General features: G+C 73.3%; 17 protein-coding genes and 2 pseudogenes. 12 read left to right on the top strand and 7 right to left on the bottom strand.

The genetic code is table 11. From position 1 onward, the window contains the following. From AB0C69_RS19695 to AB0C69_RS19665, 7 genes and pseudogenes are all read left to right on the top strand, one after another. Positions 1 to 599, top strand: a pseudogene (locus AB0C69_RS19695) (ATP-binding cassette domain-containing protein); the annotation flags it as partial. Between the two features lie 285 nt (positions 600 to 884). Then, positions 885 to 1,856, top strand: a complete 972-nt coding sequence (locus tag AB0C69_RS19690; protein ID WP_345173302.1) for an NAD-dependent epimerase/dehydratase family protein — start codon at positions 885 to 887, stop codon at positions 1,854 to 1,856. Between the two features lie 41 nt (positions 1,857 to 1,897). Next, on the top strand, positions 1,898 to 3,055 hold the full coding sequence (locus AB0C69_RS19685) for a glycosyltransferase family 4 protein (RefSeq protein ID WP_360355363.1): 1,158 nt from the start codon (positions 1,898 to 1,900) through the stop codon (positions 3,053 to 3,055). A 10-nt stretch (positions 3,056 to 3,065) separates the two neighbouring features. Further along, positions 3,066 to 3,794, top strand: a complete 729-nt coding sequence (locus AB0C69_RS19680) for a hypothetical protein (protein ID WP_345173298.1) — start codon at positions 3,066 to 3,068, stop codon at positions 3,792 to 3,794. Continuing rightward, positions 3,791 to 4,144, top strand: a complete 354-nt coding sequence (locus tag AB0C69_RS19675; RefSeq protein ID WP_345173296.1) for a hypothetical protein — start codon at positions 3,791 to 3,793, stop codon at positions 4,142 to 4,144. The genes AB0C69_RS19680 and AB0C69_RS19675 overlap by 4 nt, the downstream gene beginning before the upstream one ends. After that, entirely contained in the window at positions 4,144 to 5,259 is a 1,116-nt protein-coding gene (locus AB0C69_RS19670; RefSeq protein ID WP_360355359.1) for a glycosyltransferase family 4 protein, read from the top strand. Before AB0C69_RS19675 ends, AB0C69_RS19670 begins: the two co-directional genes overlap by 1 nt. After that, complete coding sequence (locus AB0C69_RS19665; RefSeq protein WP_360355356.1) at positions 5,256 to 6,035, top strand: hypothetical protein; 780 nt, start codon at positions 5,256 to 5,258, stop codon at positions 6,033 to 6,035. Before AB0C69_RS19670 ends, AB0C69_RS19665 begins: the two co-directional genes overlap by 4 nt. On the opposite strand, the gene AB0C69_RS19660 is transcribed toward AB0C69_RS19665, so the two are convergent. The 5 genes from AB0C69_RS19660 to AB0C69_RS19640 all read right to left on the bottom strand — a co-directional run bounded on the left by AB0C69_RS19660 (position 6,032) and on the right by AB0C69_RS19640 (position 10,922). After that, positions 6,032 to 7,300, bottom strand: coding sequence for a serine hydrolase domain-containing protein (locus AB0C69_RS19660; RefSeq protein ID WP_345173292.1), 1,269 nt, complete (start codon positions 7,298 to 7,300; stop codon positions 6,032 to 6,034). The genes AB0C69_RS19665 and AB0C69_RS19660 overlap by 4 nt on opposite strands. Before the next feature lie 159 nt (positions 7,301 to 7,459). Then, positions 7,460 to 7,981 carry a YceI family protein gene (locus tag AB0C69_RS19655; protein ID WP_353834028.1) on the bottom strand — a complete coding sequence of 174 codons (522 nt, stop codon included), beginning with the start codon at positions 7,979 to 7,981 and terminating at the stop codon, positions 7,460 to 7,462. A 22-nt stretch (positions 7,982 to 8,003) separates the two neighbouring features. Continuing rightward, positions 8,004 to 8,798 carry a VanW family protein gene (locus tag AB0C69_RS19650; RefSeq protein ID WP_360355351.1) on the bottom strand — a complete coding sequence of 265 codons (795 nt, stop codon included), beginning with the start codon at positions 8,796 to 8,798 and terminating at the stop codon, positions 8,004 to 8,006. 236 nt (positions 8,799 to 9,034) lie between these two features. Next, on the bottom strand, positions 9,035 to 9,265 hold the full coding sequence (locus AB0C69_RS19645) for a DUF6158 family protein (protein WP_345173289.1): 231 nt from the start codon (positions 9,263 to 9,265) through the stop codon (positions 9,035 to 9,037). Positions 9,266 to 9,299: 34 nt separating this feature from the next. Further along, the gene (locus AB0C69_RS19640; RefSeq protein ID WP_360355347.1) at positions 9,300 to 10,922 is read right to left on the bottom strand and encodes a phosphatase PAP2 family protein; all 1,623 of its coding nucleotides are present in this window, start codon (positions 10,920 to 10,922) and stop codon (positions 9,300 to 9,302) included. 110 nt (positions 10,923 to 11,032) lie between these two features. Here AB0C69_RS19640 and AB0C69_RS19635 point away from each other — a divergent pair, with 110 nt between their 5' ends. From AB0C69_RS19635 to AB0C69_RS19625, 3 genes are all read left to right on the top strand, one after another. Continuing rightward, positions 11,033 to 12,004 (top strand): ABC transporter permease, encoded by a 972-nt coding sequence (locus tag AB0C69_RS19635; RefSeq protein WP_360355344.1) that lies wholly within the window; start codon positions 11,033 to 11,035, stop codon positions 12,002 to 12,004. Continuing rightward, complete coding sequence (locus tag AB0C69_RS19630; protein WP_345173284.1) at positions 11,997 to 12,788, top strand: ABC transporter ATP-binding protein; 792 nt, start codon at positions 11,997 to 11,999, stop codon at positions 12,786 to 12,788. Before AB0C69_RS19635 ends, AB0C69_RS19630 begins: the two co-directional genes overlap by 8 nt. A gap of 132 nt (positions 12,789 to 12,920) precedes the next feature. Further along, positions 12,921 to 13,442, top strand: a complete 522-nt coding sequence (locus AB0C69_RS19625; RefSeq protein ID WP_360355369.1) for a YbhB/YbcL family Raf kinase inhibitor-like protein — start codon at positions 12,921 to 12,923, stop codon at positions 13,440 to 13,442. A gap of 69 nt (positions 13,443 to 13,511) precedes the next feature. On the opposite strand, the gene AB0C69_RS19620 is transcribed toward AB0C69_RS19625, so the two are convergent. After that, on the bottom strand, positions 13,512 to 14,486 hold the full coding sequence (locus AB0C69_RS19620; protein ID WP_345173283.1) for a winged helix-turn-helix domain-containing protein: 975 nt from the start codon (positions 14,484 to 14,486) through the stop codon (positions 13,512 to 13,514). 59 nt (positions 14,487 to 14,545) lie between these two features. Here AB0C69_RS19620 and AB0C69_RS19615 point away from each other — a divergent pair, with 59 nt between their 5' ends. Beyond that, entirely contained in the window at positions 14,546 to 15,829 is a 1,284-nt protein-coding gene (locus AB0C69_RS19615) for an MFS transporter (protein WP_360355340.1), read from the top strand. Here the strand turns inward: AB0C69_RS19615 and AB0C69_RS19610 are convergent. Beyond that, a complete protein-coding gene (locus tag AB0C69_RS19610; RefSeq protein ID WP_360355366.1) occupies positions 15,789 to 17,075 on the bottom strand; it encodes a lysine 2,3-aminomutase in 1,287 nt (428 codons plus the stop codon). The two genes, AB0C69_RS19615 and AB0C69_RS19610, sit on opposite strands and share 41 nt — an antisense overlap. Before the next feature lie 403 nt (positions 17,076 to 17,478). Here AB0C69_RS19610 and AB0C69_RS19605 point away from each other — a divergent pair. Then, positions 17,479 to 17,723, top strand: a pseudogene (locus AB0C69_RS19605) (hypothetical protein); the annotation flags it as partial.

Here is a 17,723-nt window from a genome sequence, read left to right as displayed (position 1 = left end):
GAGGTCTGGTACGGCGAGCGCGTCGCCGTGCTGGGCTCGAACGGCTCCGGGAAGTCGCGTTTCTGCGGCTTCTCGCGGCCGTCGCCGAGGCGCTCCCGCGCGGCGCGACTCCGGTGAGGCCCGTCGCGCACACGGGTGTGGCGCGCCTCGGGGCGCGTGTGGTCCCGGGGCTGTTCGCGCAGACCCACGCCCGTCCCGATCTGGCCGGACGCACCCCGTGCGAAATCGTCATGACCGAGCACGCGCGGCTGCGCAACGACGCGATGAGCGCGCTCACGCGCTACGAGCTGAACGTGTGCGCCGAGCAGCCCTTCGAGACGCTTTCCGGCGGCCAGCAGGCCCGCCTGCAGATCCTGCTCCTGGAACTGGGCGGCGCCACCCTGCTCCTGCTGGACGAGCCGACCGACAACCTCGACCTGGCCAGCGCCGAAGCGCTCCAGGAGGGGCTGGAGTCGTACGAGGGCACGGTCGTCGCGGTGACGCACGACCGCTGGTTCGCCCGGGCCTTCGACCGCCACCTGGTCTTCGGGTCCGACGGCTCGGTCTACGAGTCGGCGGAGCCCGTCTGGGACGAGACCCGCGTGGCCCGTCCCCGCTGAGCGGGGCCGGGACCGGCAGACGTCCTCCGGCCGGGCCGGGCCAGAGGATGAGCGGGCTGGGGGCCGCGGGCGGTCCCCAGCCCCTGGCGCGCCTATCCCCCCGTGAGTGTTCTGATACGCACAACAGCCCCATGCCCCTCTGGAGTTGCCGACCAACTCTAAGTAACGACAACGGGGTGGTCGGCTCCCCGCTCCCGCGTTCTCCCGGATGTCCCGGCAGGAAGTCCTATGTGAGCAGGGACGAGAGCCCTGTCCCCTTCGGGGCCTGACGGATAAAGTGCCCGGGTGCGGGTGGTGGTCACTGGTGCGGCGGGGTTCATCGGAAGCCATGTCGTCGACGCGTTCTCGAAGGCGGGGCACGAGGTGCTGGCCGTCGACGCGCCCGGACGCTCGCTGAGCCCCGGCGTCGCCCGGCGGACCTGGGCGAAGGTCGCGACCAGGCCGGGAGTCGTCGCCGCCGAACTCGACCTGGCGGTGGACGACCTCACCGCCGTCTCGGCCGCCGACGTCGTCGTGCATCTGGCGGGACGTCCCGGCGTGCGCGACTCGTGGGGACCGGGCAAGGCGGTCGTCGAGCGGGACAACGTGGCGGCGACGCGGCGCCTGCTCGCGGCCTGCGTGCAGCGGCCGCCCCGCTCGCGGCCGAAGGTCGTCGTCGCGTCCAGTTCGTCGGTGTACGGGTCGGCGGGTCCGCGGCCGAACCGGGAGGACGATCCGCTGAAGCCGGCCAGCCCCTACGCGGTCAGCAAGGCGAAGGCGGAGCGGCTCGCGCGGACGGCCGCCGGGAGCGGGCTGCGGACGGTGCTCCTCAGGTACTTCTCGGTCTACGGCCCCCGGCAGCGTCCCGACATGGCGTTCCACCGGTTCGTCGAGGCGGCGCTGGACGGGCGCCCGCTGCCGGTGTTCGGTGACGGGCGCAGTTCGAGGAGCTTCACGCACGTGCGGGACGTCGTCGCGGCCACGCTGGCGGCGGCGGCCGAGGACCTGCCGCCCGGCGTCGCCGTCAACGTCGGGCATCGCGAGCACGTGGCGGTCCGCGACGCGATCGCGATGCTCACCGGCGCGCTGGGCGTCCCGGCGCAGATCCGGCGCGAGACGCCCGTGGCCGGGGACGCGGCGCGCACCTGGGCCGACACGTCCCGCGCCCGGGAACTGCTCGGCTGGACGGCCGCGACGGGCCTGGCCGAGGGGCTCGCCGACCAGATCGCCTGGCACCGCGGGCTGCGGACGGTGCCGGAGGGGGCGGCGGTCGGATGAAGCACGCTCCCATCGAGCACGGGCCCACACAGCACGGGCCCATGCGGCACAGGGCGGCCTACGTCGCGTTCGACCGGTTCCCGTCCAGCAAGGGGTCGGCGGTCCACATCGCGCAGATGGCCGACGAGCTCTTCACGCGGTTCGGGGGCGGGCTGCTCGCCGCGATCGGCGGCGGCGACCTGCCGCGCTACCAGCGGGAGGGGACGCGGGAGGTCGCGCGGTTCGACGCCGCGGTCCCCAACCTGATCGACCGGGCCGAGGCGTTCTCCGGCTGGGTCGCGGCCCATCTGCGGCCGCACTGGGAGACGCTGGAGGTCGTCCATGTGCGCGACCCGTGGAGCGCGCTTCCGGCGGTCGCGGACGGGCGGCGCCACACGGTCGTGTACGAGGTCAACGGGCTGCCGTCCATCGAGATGAGCCACACCTGGCCCTGGGCGGCGCCCGCCACGCTCGCCAAGATCCGCGAGCTGGAGCGGTTCTGCCTGGAGCGCAGCGACGCCGTCGTGGTGCCGTCGCGGGTGATCGGGGAGGCCGTCCGGGGCCTCGGGGTGCCGGAGGGCCGGATCCACCTGGTCCCCAACGGCGCCGACGTCCGCGAGACGCCGCGGCGTCCCGAGGGCGCGCCCGAGCGGTACCTCGTCTACGTCGGCGCGCTGCAGCCGTGGCAGGGCCTGGACGTGCTGATGCGGGCGTTCGCGCGGCTCGCCGACCTGCCCGGCCTGCGGCTGGTGGTCTGCGCGTCCGTCCCGGAGCGGCGGGCCAAGCCGGTGCGGCGGCTGGCCGAGCGCATCGGCGTCGCCGAGCGGGTCGACTGGCGGTTCGCGCTGCCGCACCACGAGGTCGCCGCGTGGCTCGCCCACGCCGAGGTGTCGGTGGCGCCGCTGACCGGCTGCGCCCGCAACCTGGACCAGGGGTGCGCGCCGCTGAAGGTGATCGAGTCGATGGCGGCGGGCGTCCCGGTGGTCGCCTCGGACCTGCCCGCCGTCCGCGAGCTGATGGCGGACGGGCGGCACGGGCGGCTGGTCCCGGCGGACCGTCCCGCCGAGCTGGCCCGGGCCGTGCGGATCCTGCTGGAGTACCCGGAGGAGGCCGCCGCGATGGGGCGGAGGGGCCGCGCGCACATCGAGGAGAGCCTGACCTGGACGCGGTCGCGCGACCGGCTGGCCGAGGTCTACCGCACGCTGACACGGGGTCGATAGGTGGTTCGTCATGTTCTGGCGTAAGCAGAAGGCCGCCATCGAGCGGTTCCATCCCCTGCACAGGGCGCTGACCCTGGAGCAGGGCTTCTCCGTCTCGCTGCGGCGGGACGACTGGGAACCGGTGATCCAGAGCCTCGCGCAGCACGGGGCGCACGTGCGGCGGAACAGGTGGCGGCTGCACGCGCGGGTCCCGGGCGTGCTCGTGCCGCTGCTGCGGGTGCTCGCGGCCGACATGCCCCCCGACGGGGTGCTGTCGGTGTCCGCGGACATGCGCGGGTCGCGCGTCCCGGAGAAGAACGGTCCGATGCAGGACCTCCCCTCCCGGCCCCCGATCTCGGGGCTCAAGCAGTGGTACGCGATCGACCCGTGGCTCCGGATGCGGGCGGAGCTGCGCGACGGCAGCGTCGTCGAGCTCTCGGTCACCGACCGGGTGCGGAACCGCAAGTACCGCAAGAGGAACGCGCGCGGCAAGATCAAGCTCAAGAGCAAGTCGAAGACGGTGCAGCTCGTGCGGGTCACCCGGCGGCTGGCCAAGGACGCGGCCGTCCAGCGGCCCGCCTCGCCGCCGCCCCGCTGGGTCAGGGTGCAGGTGAAGCAGGGCCGGCGGCTGGTGATCCGCGCGAGCGGGAAGATCCCCGGGCCGGTGGAGGAGGGGATCCTGGTGGACCGGATCCTGCAGGTGTCGACGGAGCCGTTCCGGTGGACGCCGCCCGGCACGGCCGCGAGGAGGACCACATGAACCGCTGCACCGTGACCACCGGGTTCTTCGTGCTCGGACGCTGCGGCCGGTCCGCGGTGGCGGCGTGCCCGCAGTGCGGCCGGCCGGTGTGCGGCGAGCACGCGGGGCCGAACGCGCTGTGCCCCGAGTGCGCCGCGGCGCAGGGGTACCGGACGCAGGACCCGCACCAGCCGGGCTGGACGCACGGGTACCGGCGCGAGTACTACCGGGGCAGCTCGCAGACCTACAACGACGGCTACTGGTACTCCTCGTTCGACCAGTACGACCGCGGGGCGTTCAACCCGGGCGACGACTACTCCTACGGCGGCGACTGGGGACCGGACGACGACACCGGCTTCGTGGACAGCTGATGCCCCGCGTCCTGTGGATCACCGAGCACTACCCGCCGAGCCGGGGCGGCATGGCGCAGTCGTGCGACCGGATCGTGCGGGGCCTGCGGTCCGCCGGCGCCGAGGTCGACGTCGCCCACCTGACCCGGCGGGCGCGGCCGTGGGGCGTGTCGCGCGAGCACGGCGGGCGGCTCGTCACCGCGCCGCTCGGGGACGACTCCGAGCACGCGCTGCGCCGCCTGTGGACGACGATCACCGCCGAGGACCTGACCGGGTACAGCCACGTCGTGGCGTTCGGCGGCGTCCACGCGATGCTCGCCGCGCCCGTCCTGTCCTCCCTGCTCGGCGCGCCGCTGGTGACGCTGCTGCGCGGCAACGACATCGACGTCGGCGCCTTCTCGATGCGGCGGCGCGGCGTGCTGGCGGACGCGCTGCGCGCCTCGTCGCGCGTGTGCGTCGTCGCCCGCTCGCACGCGCCGCTGGTGTCGGCGCTCGCCCCGGACGCGGCGGTCGTGTTCGTCGCCAACAGCGTCGACACCGCGCAGTGGCGGGTGCTGCCGTCCGAGCGGGAGCGGGGGCGGGCCTGGCGGGAGGAGAACGTCGCGCCCGGACGCCGGACGATCGGGCTCGTCGGCCAGCTCAAGGTCAAGAAGGGCGTCGGCTTCTTCCTGGAGGCCCTGGCGGCGTCGCGCCGCACCGACGCCTTCCACCTGCTGCTCGTCGGCGAGGTCGAGGACTCCGTGCGGGAGTGGCTGGCGGAGCGCGACGTCCCGCACTCGTTCCTGCCGTTCCTGGAGCGCTACGACCTTCCGGCCGTCTACGCGAGCTGCGACCTCGTCGCGCTCCCCTCGTTCTACGACGGGATGCCGAACGTGGCGCTGGAGGCGGCGGCGCTCGGCGTGCCGCTGATCGCCTCGGACGCGGGCGGGCTGGCGGACGTGGCCGACGACGAGATCGGCTTCACCTTCCCGGCGGGCGACCCGCACGCGTGCCGCGCGGCGGTCGACCGGGCCGCGCGGGCGGGCGGCGAGGAGCTGGCCAAGCTCGGCGCGGCCGCCGCCGAACGGATCCGGCGCGACTTCACCCCGGCCGCCGAGACCGCGGGCTACCTGGCCGTCCTCGACGAGGCGCGTTGATCCTCTGCTACGCGGCCGGTGACGGGCTCGGGCATCTGACGCGGCTCAGGGCCGTTCTGCACACCCTCGGGCGGGAGGGACCGGTCACCGTCGTGGCCGGGTCCCGCTTCGCGGCCGACGCGCGCGTCACGCACGGCTGGGACGTCGTGGAGACCGCCGACCCGGCGGCCCTCCGCCCAGACGAGGTGATCGTGGACGCGTTCCCCGCCGGGCTGCGGGGCGAGCTGACCGGATTCCCCTCCGGGACCAGGACGACGCATCTGGCCCGCCTGCTGCGCTGGGACGCCTACCGGCCCCTGCTCCCGGCGGGCCCGCTCCGCTTCGACCGGACGTTCGTCCTTGAGGAACTCGACCCGTCCCACGACGCCTACCTGCGCGCGGTGTCGGACGAGGTCGTACCGCTGGCGCTCGCCGATCCCCCGTCGGAGCCGGTCGACGTGGACGGCTGGCTCATCGTGCACAGCGGCCCCGACGCGGAGACGCTCCAGCTCGTCGCCTACGCGCAGGACATGGCGTCGGCAGAACGGGTCCGTCCGCCGATGACGCTGGTGTCGCCCGCGAGGCCGGACGGCCTGCCCCGGTCCGTCGCCCACTTGGACGTCTATCCCGCCTGGGTGCCGGGCCCGGACGTCGACCGGATCGTCACCGCGGCGGGGTTCAACGCCGTCCGCCAGTACGCGCCTTGGCGGGAACGGCACCGGATGATGCCGTTCCCACGCAGCCTGGACGACCAGTACACGCGCGCGGCCCGCGCCAGAGGCGGGCCCCCGCGCTAGAAGTAGGTGGAGGTCAGGTTGCCGGTCGGCCAGGTCTTCACGGCGTTCGCGGCCTTGTGCAGCGCCGCGTCGATGTCGGCGTAGTTCGCCGCGGAGCCCTCCTGGCGCTGGTCGAACAGGACCGCCCACGACAGCCCGTCGTACCGCCGGACCAGCAGCGTGTACGTTCCGGCCAGGCTTCCGTTGTGCCAGGTGTTGCGGCCGCCGGTCACGGGGCGCACCTGCCATCCGCAGCCGTAGTACCAGCCGTCGGCGTTGACGCCCGTCTCCGGCTTGGCGAACGCCCGGCTGATGGACGTCGAGGTCAGGATCGACCCGCCGTCGTAGATGCCCGCGAAGCGGGTGAGGTCCATGGCGGTGGCCAGCCAGCCGCCGTGCGCGTCCATGTTCTCCAGGTTGAACGCGCCGTAGGGGTAGGGCACCTTGGTGCCGCTGTTGTCGAACACGGTGGCGCCGGTGTAGGTCGAGTAGTACGGGGCCTCGCCGGTGACCTTGGTACGCGACTTGCCCAGGCGCATCCGCGTGATGCCGCGGGGAGCGAGCACGGTCTGCCGGACGTAGTCCTGGTACTTCTTCCCGGTGACCTTCTCGATGATCCGGCCGAGCAGCATGTAGCCGTAGTTGGAGTAGGCGTACTGCGCGCCGGGCGCGTGGTCCAGAGCGCGCCCGGACGTGTACTTCATGATGTTCGCCTGCGACACCGGCAGCGCGACGCCGAGCGCCTTGGCGATCGCCGCGTCCCGGAACATCGGGTCGGGCGTGATGTCGCGGTCCCAGCCGCCGAGGTGCTGCAGCAGCCGCAGCACCGTGACGTCCTTGAGGCGCGGGTCGGCCGTCGTGGACAGCCCCAGCAGCGTCGCCACCCGGTCGGTGAGCTTCAGCTTCCCGTCCTGGACGAGCCGGAGCACCGCCGTCGCCGTCACGGGCTTGGAGATGCTGGCGATGCGGAACGGCGTGGTCGGCTGCGTCTTGAAGGCGCCGGCCTCGGCGTAGGTGTAGCCGCGCGACAGGATCAGCTTGCCCTTGCGGACGACGGCGAGCTGCCCGCAGGGGATGGCCCGCGCCTGCATGAAGCTCTTGAGGGTGGCGTCGAAGCCGCCGAGGCCGGCGAGCGCCTTGCCGGTCACTCCCCACGTGCGGGCCGCGGCCGCGGCCTGGGCGTTCTTGGTCGGCCCGGATCCGCCGGACGCGCAGCCCGCGAGCAGCGCTGGCGCGGCCGCCAGGCCCGCCGCCTTGCCGAAGTCCCGCCTGCTCAGCTCTGCCACCGCGGCCCCCTGAAGATCGTCTGTCCGAAATGCGGTGATCACGAACCTTAGTGCATTCGATCTTCAGGGGTCCGGGAAACCCGGGACGGGCCGGCTCCGAAACGGCCCCGGTCAGCGCCACGGGGCGGCTCTTCTCGGGCGGCGCCACTCGGGCGGGCGCTACTCGGGCAGGCGGACGTCGAACTCGATCTCGACCTCGTCGGCGAGCCGGAGCGCGCCGAAGAACGCCGAGTAGGGCTTGATGCCCCAGCGGCTCTGCTCGACGGTGACGCCGCCGCGCACGCGGTCGCCCTCCCTGGCGGCCGCGAGCCGCACCGGTTTGACCCGTCCCATGATCGTCAGATCGCCCTCGACGGCGTCAGCGCCGATCGCGGTGGAGACGAACCGGATCCGCGGATACCGCCGGACGTCCAGGACCTTCCGCAGGTTCTTCACGATCTCCGCGCGGTCCTGGTCGGTGAGCGGCTTCACACCGCCGGCGCCCTCGCGCACCTCCAGCCCGTCCACGTCGACGGTCACCTCGACCGACGAGGCGTCCAGGGGCTCGCGCGCCTCGACCGCCGCCGACCAGCGCGTCGCCTCGATGGTCAGGTCGTGCCCCGCGCGCCGGCCGAGCCCGCTGCGCCCCGTCCGGACGAGCAGCCGCCCGTCTTCCGGCCCGAGCTCGAACGTTCCCTCCATGCTCCCCACCCTGCCACGCGGGTCAGAGGCACTCCACCTCGGCCTGCGGCCCGTACTCGGTGTGGAACCTCTCGCGGCGCACCTCGCGCCCGTCGGCCAGCAGCGTCCGCCACACGTCGACCTCGAAGCCCTCCCGGCCCGTCGTAGCGATGCACGCGCCGCCGCGGCCCCCGACGCCCGCCTCGAACGGCCGGAACCCGTACCGTGCGGACGTCCGCGACCGCACCTCGTACCTGCGCCGGCCCCACAGGTTCACCGTCAGCGACGTCGCCGAGGACGCCACCTGGATCCGCACCGGCTCGCGGGTGTCGTTCCTCCAGGTGAGGTCGAGCTGCGGGTAGAACACCGCGGCCTCGCGCCCTTCCGGGTACTCCGGCATCCACAGGCTGTGGGCGCGGGCCTTCCGGATGTCCAGCCCGGCCAGGAACACCGCGTTGTACAGCGTCGTGGACACCTGGCAGATGCCGCCGCCCACGTCGTCCGCCAGCCGCGACCCCACGATCGCGGGCGCGGGCACGTACCCGCGGCGCCTGGTGCGGGGTCCGACGGCGTCGTTGAACGAGAACGTCGCTCCGGGCTCGACGACCCGTCCGTCCAGGGCCCGGGCGGCGAGCTCGATGTTGTGGACGCGGGGCTCGCCCGGCGCGAACCGCGTGGTGAACGTGCTCATCAGGCGCTCGGGCGGCAGTGCGCCGGGACCGCCCCGCCTGGCCGCGTCGCGGTACGGCACGGCCAGCGCCGCCGACACGCCCGACAGTCGCGGGCCCTCCAGGTAGGCGCCCACCAGGAGCCCCGTCGACGCGACGGTGCCCGCCACGACGGGCCACCACCGCCGGACGCGGCGCCGCCCCGCCCGGCGGAGCCCAGGCCCGATCCGCCCCACAGACCACACCCCCCGACGATCCCCACGGGACCTCCCACGGACCCTGCCGCTCACCCGCGGCGGGCGCCCGCGTCTTTACCCGAACAGGACGAACGCCCGAACAACACCGGGCCGGTCACGGGTACCGGGCCGTCCGGGCGGCGGCGCGGGGGGGCGCGCGCCTGGCGCCGTCAGCGGGCGCGGGCCCCGGCGCGCATGCGCTCGGGGTCGATCTCCCGGCCGGGGCGCCGGCGCAGGTACTCGGCCTCCAGCTCGTTCATGCGGCGGGTGTGCTCGCCGTAGGCCTGGTCGGCGGCGTGCCGGAGCGCGTCCAGCCTCGTCTCGTACAGGTGGCCGAGCTCGCGGAACAGGTCGTCGTCGCTGAGGTCGCCGGGCGCGACTCCCAGGTCACGGCTGGTCATCGTGTGATCTCCTCCTTCGTGGGCGTCCCGTGCCCTACCCGGTCACCGGGGCATGAATCGTGAAGATCCGGAGTGCGCGGCGGTGCTTGCCGAAGCGCACCGCGCGCGGCAGCGGCGCCACCTCGCCGTCGCGCGCCAGCCGCAGGTCACCGGCCGGCGAGATGACCTCCATGCCGGTCGTCCGCCACGAGCGGTACCCGGGCGTCAGGCGCAGGTGGCCCGCGACGATCGCGGCGACCGCGCGGACGCGGGGCGCGCGGCTGCCGGTGGTGACCATCCGCACGTCGAGCCTGCCGTCGTCGAGGCGCTCGCGCCAGGTGGGCGCCGCGCCCCACGAGCCGAAGACCCCGTTGCCGACGAACGCCAGCCAGACGCGCCGGCGCCTGCCGTCCACCATCAGCTCGACGGGCTCGGCGTGCCGCAGCGTGCGGACGGCGGCGACCGCGAGCGCGGGCCACTTCCCGATCCGCCTCTCCAGCCGGACCCGCCGCTCGACGACCTCGGTGTAGGCGCCGATGCTCGCGGTGTTGAGGAAGATCTGCTCCGCCTCGTCCCCCGCCGGAGCGGACACGGGCGCCACGTAGGAGACGTCGGCGCGGCCGATCCGCCCTTCCCGGTAGGCCCTGATCGCCTGCGTCGCGGTCTCGACGCCGACCGCGCGGGAGAAGTGGTCGAACGTCCCGCCGGGGACGACCAGCAGCGGGACGTCGCGGCCGAGCGCCGCCCGCGCGGCCGCGTTCACGGTGCCGTCGCCGCCGACCACGGCCAGCACCTCGGCCCGCTCGGCGGCCTCGGCGCACGCCTTGTCGACGTCCCCTCCCGGCTCCACCCGGACGATCTCCGCCGCGGGCAGCTCGGCCTCGACCAGCGCGAGCGCGATCTCCGAGCGCCTCGGGAGGATCCCGGCGTCCGTCTCGGCCGAGGGACCCGACCCCAGGTTGACGATGGCCACCACACCCCGGCCGTCCTGGGCGACGGGCACGCGCCCGCCCTCATCCGGGGCCAGGCGCGCGACCGGAGGCCGCGAGGGCCACACCATCCGCGTCCCGACCCCGGCCAGCGCGCCGATCCCGAGGCCCGCCAGGACGTCGCCCGGGTAGTGGGCGCCGGTGTAGACGCGGGAGAAGGCCACCGCCGCGGCCGTCGCCGCGACCGGGACCGCCACCGCCGCCGGCGCCTCCAGCGCGACGCCGGTCGCGAACGCGGCGGCCGAGGCGGAGTGCCCGGACGGGAAGGCGTGCGAGGTCGGCAGCTTCCACCGGATCCGGATCGGGGGGACGAGGTCGACGACGGGGCGCCGGCGGCGGAAGGCCTGCTTGCCGACGATGTTCACCGCGGGGCTCGCCACGGCGATCGCGATGGCCCCGCGCAGCGCCGCGCGGCGCAGCCGCGGCCGTCCCGCGATCCCCATCGCGCCGGCCGCCGAGAACCACAGCACCCCGTGGTCGGCGAACCGCGACAGCCGCGGCAGGACGTACTCCAGCCCGCGCAGCCGGGCCGCCGCCACCTGGTCGAACGCCCACCGGTCCATCCGGCCGAGCCTGCGCAGCAGGGGGACGCGCTGGGGCCAGGCCCGATGCTCCTGAGCCTGCCGCGACCGGCGCCGGGTGACGGACCGTGACGGCACGAAAGTGCGCCGCGAATGGTTGACGCGCATGACCCGGGTATCCCCAGGGAGGCCGACATGATTCCGTAAAGATCTCAAATCGGGGGTCACATGCGGGCGAACGTCACTGTGGACTCAGCGACTGCAATAGGCTTCGCGACATGAGTCACCCGGAACGGCTCGGAACCCCGGGTGGCGAGTCGGTCGGGACGATCGCGGAGCCTCCTCACGTGAACGGGACCCTGGCCGACTACGCCGCACGATACGGGCTGAGGCAGAGCGCTGCGCGCCCCCCGCTGCGCAAGTACATCCAGGATGTGTGGGCTCGCCGGAACTTCATCTGGGCGTTCGCATCCGCCAAGAACATCTCGATGTACACCGACTCCCGGCTGGGGCAGGTGTGGCAGCTGCTGACCCCGCTGCTGAACGCCGGGGTCTACTTCCTGATCTTCGGTCTGCTGCTGAACACCAAGCGCGGAGTGCCCGACTTCATTCCCTTCCTGGTGACGGGCGTGTTCCTGTTCGGGTTCACCCAGCGGTCGGTCACATCGGGCTCCAAATCCGTCGGCGACAACCTCTCGCTGATCAGGGCCCTGCACTTCCCGCGGGCCACGCTGCCCCTGGCGATCGCGATCGTGGAGCTGCAGCAGCTGCTGCTCGCCCTGGTCGTGCTGTTCGTGATCGTTTTCGCGTTCGGCGAGCCGGTCAGCTTCCAGATGCTCCTGTTCGTCCCCGTGATGGCGCTCCAGCTGATGTTCAACGTGGGCATCAGCATGGTCATGGCGCGGCTCGGGGCGTTCAACCGCGACATCACCCAGCTGCTGCCGTTCGTCATGCGGACCTGGCTCTACATGTCCGGCGTGATCTTCAGCCTGCCGTCGCTGATGAAGCCGGGCTCGCGGCTCGCCGACTACCCGTGGCTGGGCGAGCTGCTCCAGCTCAACCCGGCGTACGTGTACGTGGAGCTGAGCCGGCACGTCCTGCTCGGCGAGTACCGGAACTACGTCGGAGGCCTCGCGCACGCCACCTCGACGGGGCAGCTGTGGCTGTACGCGATCGTGTGGGCCGCGGTCATGCTGGTGGGCGGATTCCTGTTCTTCTACCGTGCCGAGGAGCGCTACGGCCGTGGCTGACACGAAGGTCCGCGGGACCCTCCAGATCGACCCGACCCGGGAGCCGATCGTCGTCGTCGACGACCTGCACATCGTCTACCGGGTGTACGGCGCGGGCGGCAAGGGCAACGCCGCGAGCGCGTTCTCGCGCGTCCTTCGCCGCAAGCACCGCCCGTCGATGACCGAGGTCCACGCGATCAAGGGCCTGTCGTTCGTCGCGTACCGGGGCGAGGCCGTCGGGATCATCGGCACCAACGGCTCCGGCAAGTCGACGCTGCTGAAGGCGATCGCGGGGCTGCTGCCCCCGCACAGCGGCGGCGTCTACACCGACGGGCAGCCGTCCCTGCTGGGCGTGAACGCGGCCCTGATGAAGGACCTCACCGGCGAGCGCAACATCGTCCTCGGCTGCCTGGCGATGGGCATGACCCCGGCGGAGACCCGGTCCAAGTACAAGGAGGTCGTCGAGTTCGCCGGGCTGAAGGAGGGCTTCATCCAGTACCCCATGCGGACGTACTCCTCCGGCATGGGCGCCCGCCTCCGGTTCGCGATCGCCGCGGCCAAGACCCACGACGTCCTCCTGATCGACGAGGCGCTCGCCACCGGCGACGCCAAGTTCCGGACCAAGAGCAAGCGCCGCATCGACGAGCTGCGCAAGGACGCCGGCGCGGTCTTCCTCGTCGCGCACCAGCTCGACACGGTCAAGGAGATGTGCGACCGCGTCATCTGGATCGACGAGGGCCGCATGCACATGGACGGCGACCCCGAAGAGGTCGTCGCCGCCTACATCGAGGCGACCGGCAAGTAGCGGCGGCATGCCCGGCGCCGCGGGGCGCCGGGCGCCGATCGTGACGCCGCCGGGTTCGCGACGGGGCCGTTAGATCGCGACGCCCCCTGGTAGAGATGTGGTGTCACGATGATCCTGATGGAGGAGGTCGCCATGCCCGGCAAGCCCCCGCTTCCGCACGAGCACCTGCCCGAGGTCCCCTCGTTCACGGTCGCCAGCGACGACATCGCCGAGGGCGAGCGGCTCGCGGACCGGCACGTGTTCGACGACTGGGGTTTCAGCGGCGGCAACGAGTCGCCGCACCTGCGCTGGTCCGGGTTCCCGGACGCGACGAAGAGCTTCGCGGTGACCTGCTACGACCCGGACGCGCCGACCGGCAGCGGCTTCTGGCACTGGTCGCTGTTCGACATCCCCGCGAGCGTCACGGAGCTGCCGACGGGCGCCGGGACCGAGGACGCCAAGGTCGGCGTGCACGCCCGCAACGACTACGGGGTCAGGGCGTTCGGCGGCGCCGCTCCGCCGCCCGGCGACCCGCACCGCTACGTCTTCACCGTCCACGCGCTGGACGTGGAGTCGTTCGGCCTCGGCCCGGACACCTCCCCGGCCGTCGTGGGCTTCAACATCACCGCCCACACCCTGGCGCGCGCCACGATCGTCGCCGAGTTCGGCCTCTGACGCCGCACCGCCCCGCCGAAGCCGTCCCGGAGGCCTTCCCGGGGCGGCTTCGGCCGGTTCCGGTGGGGGCTAGTCGGCTCCGATGACGACGTCGCCGACGGCCGTGCGGCGGTAGAGGACGGAGCGGCCGCTGCGCTCGCGCGTGACCAGCCCGGACTCCCGCAGCACCGCGAGGTGGTCGCCGATCCCGCCGACGCTCATCCGGAGGCGGGCGCTCAGCCAGCTGGTCGTGGCGGGCTCGGCGAGCAGGCGCAGCAGGTCGGCCCGCGTGCGGCCCACCAGCCTGGCCAGGGCGTCCTCGCCGCGCGGCTCCCGGCTCTCCCAGAGGGCCGCCACCCCCCTGGCCCGGTACATGAGCGTGTACGGCCAGTCCTGTTCGAGCGCCGCGCCGAGCTCGGCGAAGACGACGGGCACGAACGTCAGCCCGGCGCCGCCGAGGCGGTAGGTGGCGTCGCCGTGGATGTCCGCCTCGATGAGGCCGTCGCGCCACCGCACCTTGCGGGACAGGCCGTCCAGCGCCGCCGCCCAGCCGTAGGCGGCGAGGCGTCCCGCGCGGTGGACGATGTCACGTTCCAGGATCGAGCGCAGCACCGGCCAGTCCGGCTCCAGGAGGGCGCGCCAGGCCGTCTCCAGGCCCGCCGCGAGCCGCTCGACGACGTCGGGGGCCTCCAGCACCTCCCGGACGGCGGCGTCCGGCTCGGGCAGCCCCTCGAGGTTGCGGGCGAGTTCGCGGCGCGCCTGGTCGAGCGGCGTCGCCCGGACGGTCGCCAGCTGGTCGGCGACCGTCAGGTTCGGGCGGGAGGGCGGCGGGACGACGAAGTCGGCCATGTACCCGTGCGGGCGGCGCAGGAAGGCCAGCGCGCGCAGGGCCGGGTCCCCGGCCACGCGGCGGTACGCGGGCCGGGCCCGCTCCACCCACGGGCCGAGGGGCCCGACGGGCATCCGGCCCGCGACCACGCCGAGCGCGCTGTGCACCTCGATCAGGGGGGCGATCCCGAAACGGCTGGCCGCGAGGTCGCCCGGGCCCACCACGATGCGATACATGTTTCGTTCCTCCCCGAAACATTGTCCCGTACGGGGCCGGCGCCCGCAGAGTCGCCGCCATGACCGCTTCTTCGACGACCTCCGCGCGGTACCGCGACGTGTTCGGCGTCCCCGAGTTCCGGACGCTGTTCTCCCTCCAGACGCTCCAGGTGGCCGGCGACTCGGTCCGCACGATCGCGCTGTCGGTCCAGACCTTCGAACGCACGGGCTCGCCGGTCGCGGCGGCCCTCGTCTTCGCCGCCGGAATGCTCCCGTACGTGGTCGGCGGGGCCCTCCTGCTCTCGCTCGCCGACCGCGTCCCGGCGCGGCGGCTGCTCACCGGCTACCACCTGCTGCGCCTGGCGGTCACGGCCGTCCTCGCGGTGGGCGGGCTGCCGCTGCCGCTGACCATGGCGCTGCTCGTCGCGGTGGGGCTGTTCGCCCCGGTCGGCAGCGCGACCGTCCAGGCCCGGCTGCCCGTCCTGCTGCCCGGGGACGGCTACGTGCTCGGACGGTCGCTGTTCACGATGACCAGCGCGGGCGCGCAGATCACCGGCCAGGCGGCGGGCGGGCTGCTGCTGTCGGTGCTCGCCCCGGCGGGGACGCTCTGGCTCGCCGCCGCCAGCGCGGCGCTGGCCGCGGGCCTCGCCCGCTTCCGCCTCCCGGACGCGCCGGCGCCGGCCCCGTCGGCGTCCACCGGGGCGGCGCGGGCGACGTGGCGCACCAACCGGCTCCTGCTCGGGCGCCCCACGACGCGCGGGCTGCTGCTGGCCGGGTGGCTGCCGATCTCCCTGTCGGTGGGGGCGGAGGGGGTCGCGGTCCCCTACGCGGACGGCCTCGGCCGTCCGGACGCGGCCGGGCTGCTGCTGTCGGCCGCCGCGGCCGGGATGTTCGCCGGGAACCTGGTGGCGGCCCGCTGGATCCGCCCGGACCTGCGGGAGCGCCTCGCGCTGCCGCTGGCCGCGCTGACCGGCGCGCCGCTCCTGCTGTTCGCCTTCGGGCCGGGCCTTCCGGCGGCGTGCGCGCTGATGGCGGCGGGGACGTTCGGGCTGGGGTACGAGCTGGTCGTCCAGCGGCGGCTCGTGGACGCGGTGCCCGAGGAGATCCGCGGGCAGGCGATCGGCCTGTACGGCAGCGGTCTCATGACCGGACAGGCCGCCGGAATCGGATTGGCGGGCGCCCTGGGCGAGGCGGTGGCGCCCGGACGGGTCATGGCGCTGTGCGGGGCCGCGACGCTGGTGGCGTGCCTCTGGCTCCACCGGCCGCTGCGCCGGGGGGTGTGGCGTGTTCGCCCGGTGAGAAGCGAACACGCCACGGACGCGGCTACTTCTGCCAGGGGAAGCGGTCGGCGAAGGCCGGCTTGAGGTGGTCCAGCCAGACCGCCTCAGGGTCGTACTGCGCGAAGAAGGGCTTGCCGACGAGATCGGCGTCGCGGCACTGGATGAAGTGCAGCGCGAAGACCTTCTGGCCCGCGATCTCCATGACCCCGTCCACGCAGACCTTGCCGGGCGTGGCCGACATGGACGGGCCGCGGACGGTCCGCGCCAGTCCGGAGACGTGCTTGTACGCGTCGCGGAAGATCTCGTACGCCCGGCCGAGCGGCACCGCGAAGTAGTCCTGCGGGCCCGTGTCGCGCTCGACGAACATGTAGTACGGGATCAGACCCATCCGGGTCTGCGTCCGCCACATGCTCTCCCAGTCGGCGGGGTCGTCGTTGATCGTCCGGATCAGCGGCGCCTGGGTGCGGATGACCGCCCCGGTGTCGCGGATGCGGCGGCACGCCTCGGCGACCATGAGGGGTTCGAGCTCGCGCGGGTGCGTGAAGTGCGCCATGAACGCCAGATTCTTGCCCGAGGCCACGACCTGCTCGAACAGCCGGAGCATGTCGTCGGCGTCGGGGTCGGTGACGAACTTCTGCGGCCAGTACGCCAGCGACTTGGTCCCGATCCGGATGGATTCGAGCTGCTCGATGTCGAGCAGCGGCTCGACGTAGCGGCGCAGCACCGGCTCGCCCATGATCATGGCGTCGCCGCCGGTGAACAGGACGCTGGTGACCTCGGGGTGCGCGAGGATGTACTCGCGCAGCGCGGCGGGCTCGTCGCCGGCCATCTTCAGGTCGGCCTCGCCGACGAACTGCGCCCAGCGGAAGCAGTAGGTGCAGTAGGCGTGGCAGGTCTGGCCCTGCTTGGGGAAGTACAGCACCGTCTCGTCGTACTTGTGCTGCATCCCGGGGATCTTGCCGTCCCCGAAGCTCGGGATGTTGAGCTCCATCTGGCCCGCCGGATGCGGGTTCAGCTTCATCCGCACCAGGTGGGCGGCGGCCTCGATCTCCGCCTTCGGCGCCTCGCGGCTCAGCAGGTCCGACAGGCGCGCGACGTCCTCGGCCGGAAGCATGTCCTCCTGGGGGAAGACGAGCCGGTAGATCGGGTCGTCGGGCGCGGCCGACCAGTCGATGAGCTCCTCGATGACGTATGCGTTCGTCCGGAAGGGCAGGACCGTCGCCACCGCCCGGGTCGCGAGCCGCTGCGCGGGTGTCAGCCCCGCGCGAGCGGTGAGCTCGTCGAGGTGCTTCGCCGTGAAGGCGCGGAACTTGCGACCGGTGGATCGCATTGCGGGAGCCGCGTCGTTCACCAGTGTCACGTGTTGGTACTCCTTGCTGTCAGCGGGGGAAGCGCACCCGGGCGCGCCGCCACGTACCGTGATCAGAACCGCTCGGGCCACCTCATTCAACCGTTTGGGGTGGCTTCATGCCGAATTAGTACCCCCTGTACGTCCCCGACAAAGCCATGGTCAGGACATCCCCGACAAATAGGCTCCGTCATCATCGTTGACGCCTCATGTCTTGTCCAACGGCTACAGGACGTCAACTTCTCCGTCAGCCGCCCCCAAGTCTTCGGCCAGCGGATACTCGGCAAAGAGCGCCCCAGGTCACACACCCGCGGCCGGTTCGGAAATACTGGGGGGCGGGTAGGACCGATCGGCGCGCGGGACCGCGCGCGCGTGAGGGGGCCGGGTGAACGCTGACCACCGGGGCGGGCCGGGTGTCGTCCCCATGCACCTGATCGTTCTCGCGGGGCTGGCCTCGGTCACCTACGCCAGCTTCGTGCTGGAGAACCTCCTCAGCCCCAAGCTGGACTTCTTCAACGGCTATGTGAGCGAGCTCTCGGCCTCCGACCAGCCGTTCCACTTCGTCTACAGCGCCGGCGACCTCATCACCGGCGTCCTGTCGATCCTGGTGGCGCCTTGGTGGAGCGGGCG

The sequence above is a fragment of the Actinomadura sp. NPDC048032 genome (assembly GCF_040653175.1).
In the GTDB taxonomy this organism is placed as follows: Bacteria; Actinomycetota; Actinomycetes; order Streptosporangiales; family Streptosporangiaceae; genus Spirillospora; species Spirillospora verrucosospora.
The sequence above is the reverse complement of the archived record's forward strand: the minus strand, read 5'-3'. Positions and strand labels throughout refer to the sequence as shown.

Bases quoted from the DNA above. Each gene is read 5' to 3' on its own strand.
- AB0C69_RS19685 (WP_360355363.1), top strand. From the start codon at position 1,898: ATGCGGCACAGGGCGGCCTACGTCGCGTTCGACCGGTTCCCGTCCAGC.
- AB0C69_RS19680 (WP_345173298.1), top strand. From the start codon at position 3,066: ATGTTCTGGCGTAAGCAGAAGGCCGCCATCGAGCGGTTCCATCCCCTG.
- AB0C69_RS19675 (WP_345173296.1), top strand. From the start codon at position 3,791: ATGAACCGCTGCACCGTGACCACCGGGTTCTTCGTGCTCGGACGCTGC.
- AB0C69_RS19670 (WP_360355359.1), top strand. From the start codon at position 4,144: ATGCCCCGCGTCCTGTGGATCACCGAGCACTACCCGCCGAGCCGGGGC.
- AB0C69_RS19655 (WP_353834028.1), bottom strand. From the start codon at position 7,981: ATGGAGGGAACGTTCGAGCTCGGGCCGGAAGACGGGCGGCTGCTCGTC.
- AB0C69_RS19645 (WP_345173289.1), bottom strand. From the start codon at position 9,265: ATGACCAGCCGTGACCTGGGAGTCGCGCCCGGCGACCTCAGCGACGAC.
- AB0C69_RS19640 (WP_360355347.1), bottom strand. From the start codon at position 10,922: ATGCGCGTCAACCATTCGCGGCGCACTTTCGTGCCGTCACGGTCCGTC.
- AB0C69_RS19635 (WP_360355344.1), top strand. From the start codon at position 11,033: ATGAGTCACCCGGAACGGCTCGGAACCCCGGGTGGCGAGTCGGTCGGG.
- AB0C69_RS19625 (WP_360355369.1), top strand. From the start codon at position 12,921: ATGCCCGGCAAGCCCCCGCTTCCGCACGAGCACCTGCCCGAGGTCCCC.
- AB0C69_RS19620 (WP_345173283.1), bottom strand. From the start codon at position 14,486: ATGTATCGCATCGTGGTGGGCCCGGGCGACCTCGCGGCCAGCCGTTTC.
- AB0C69_RS19615 (WP_360355340.1), top strand. From the start codon at position 14,546: ATGACCGCTTCTTCGACGACCTCCGCGCGGTACCGCGACGTGTTCGGC.
- AB0C69_RS19610 (WP_360355366.1), bottom strand. From the start codon at position 17,075: ATGCGATCCACCGGTCGCAAGTTCCGCGCCTTCACGGCGAAGCACCTC.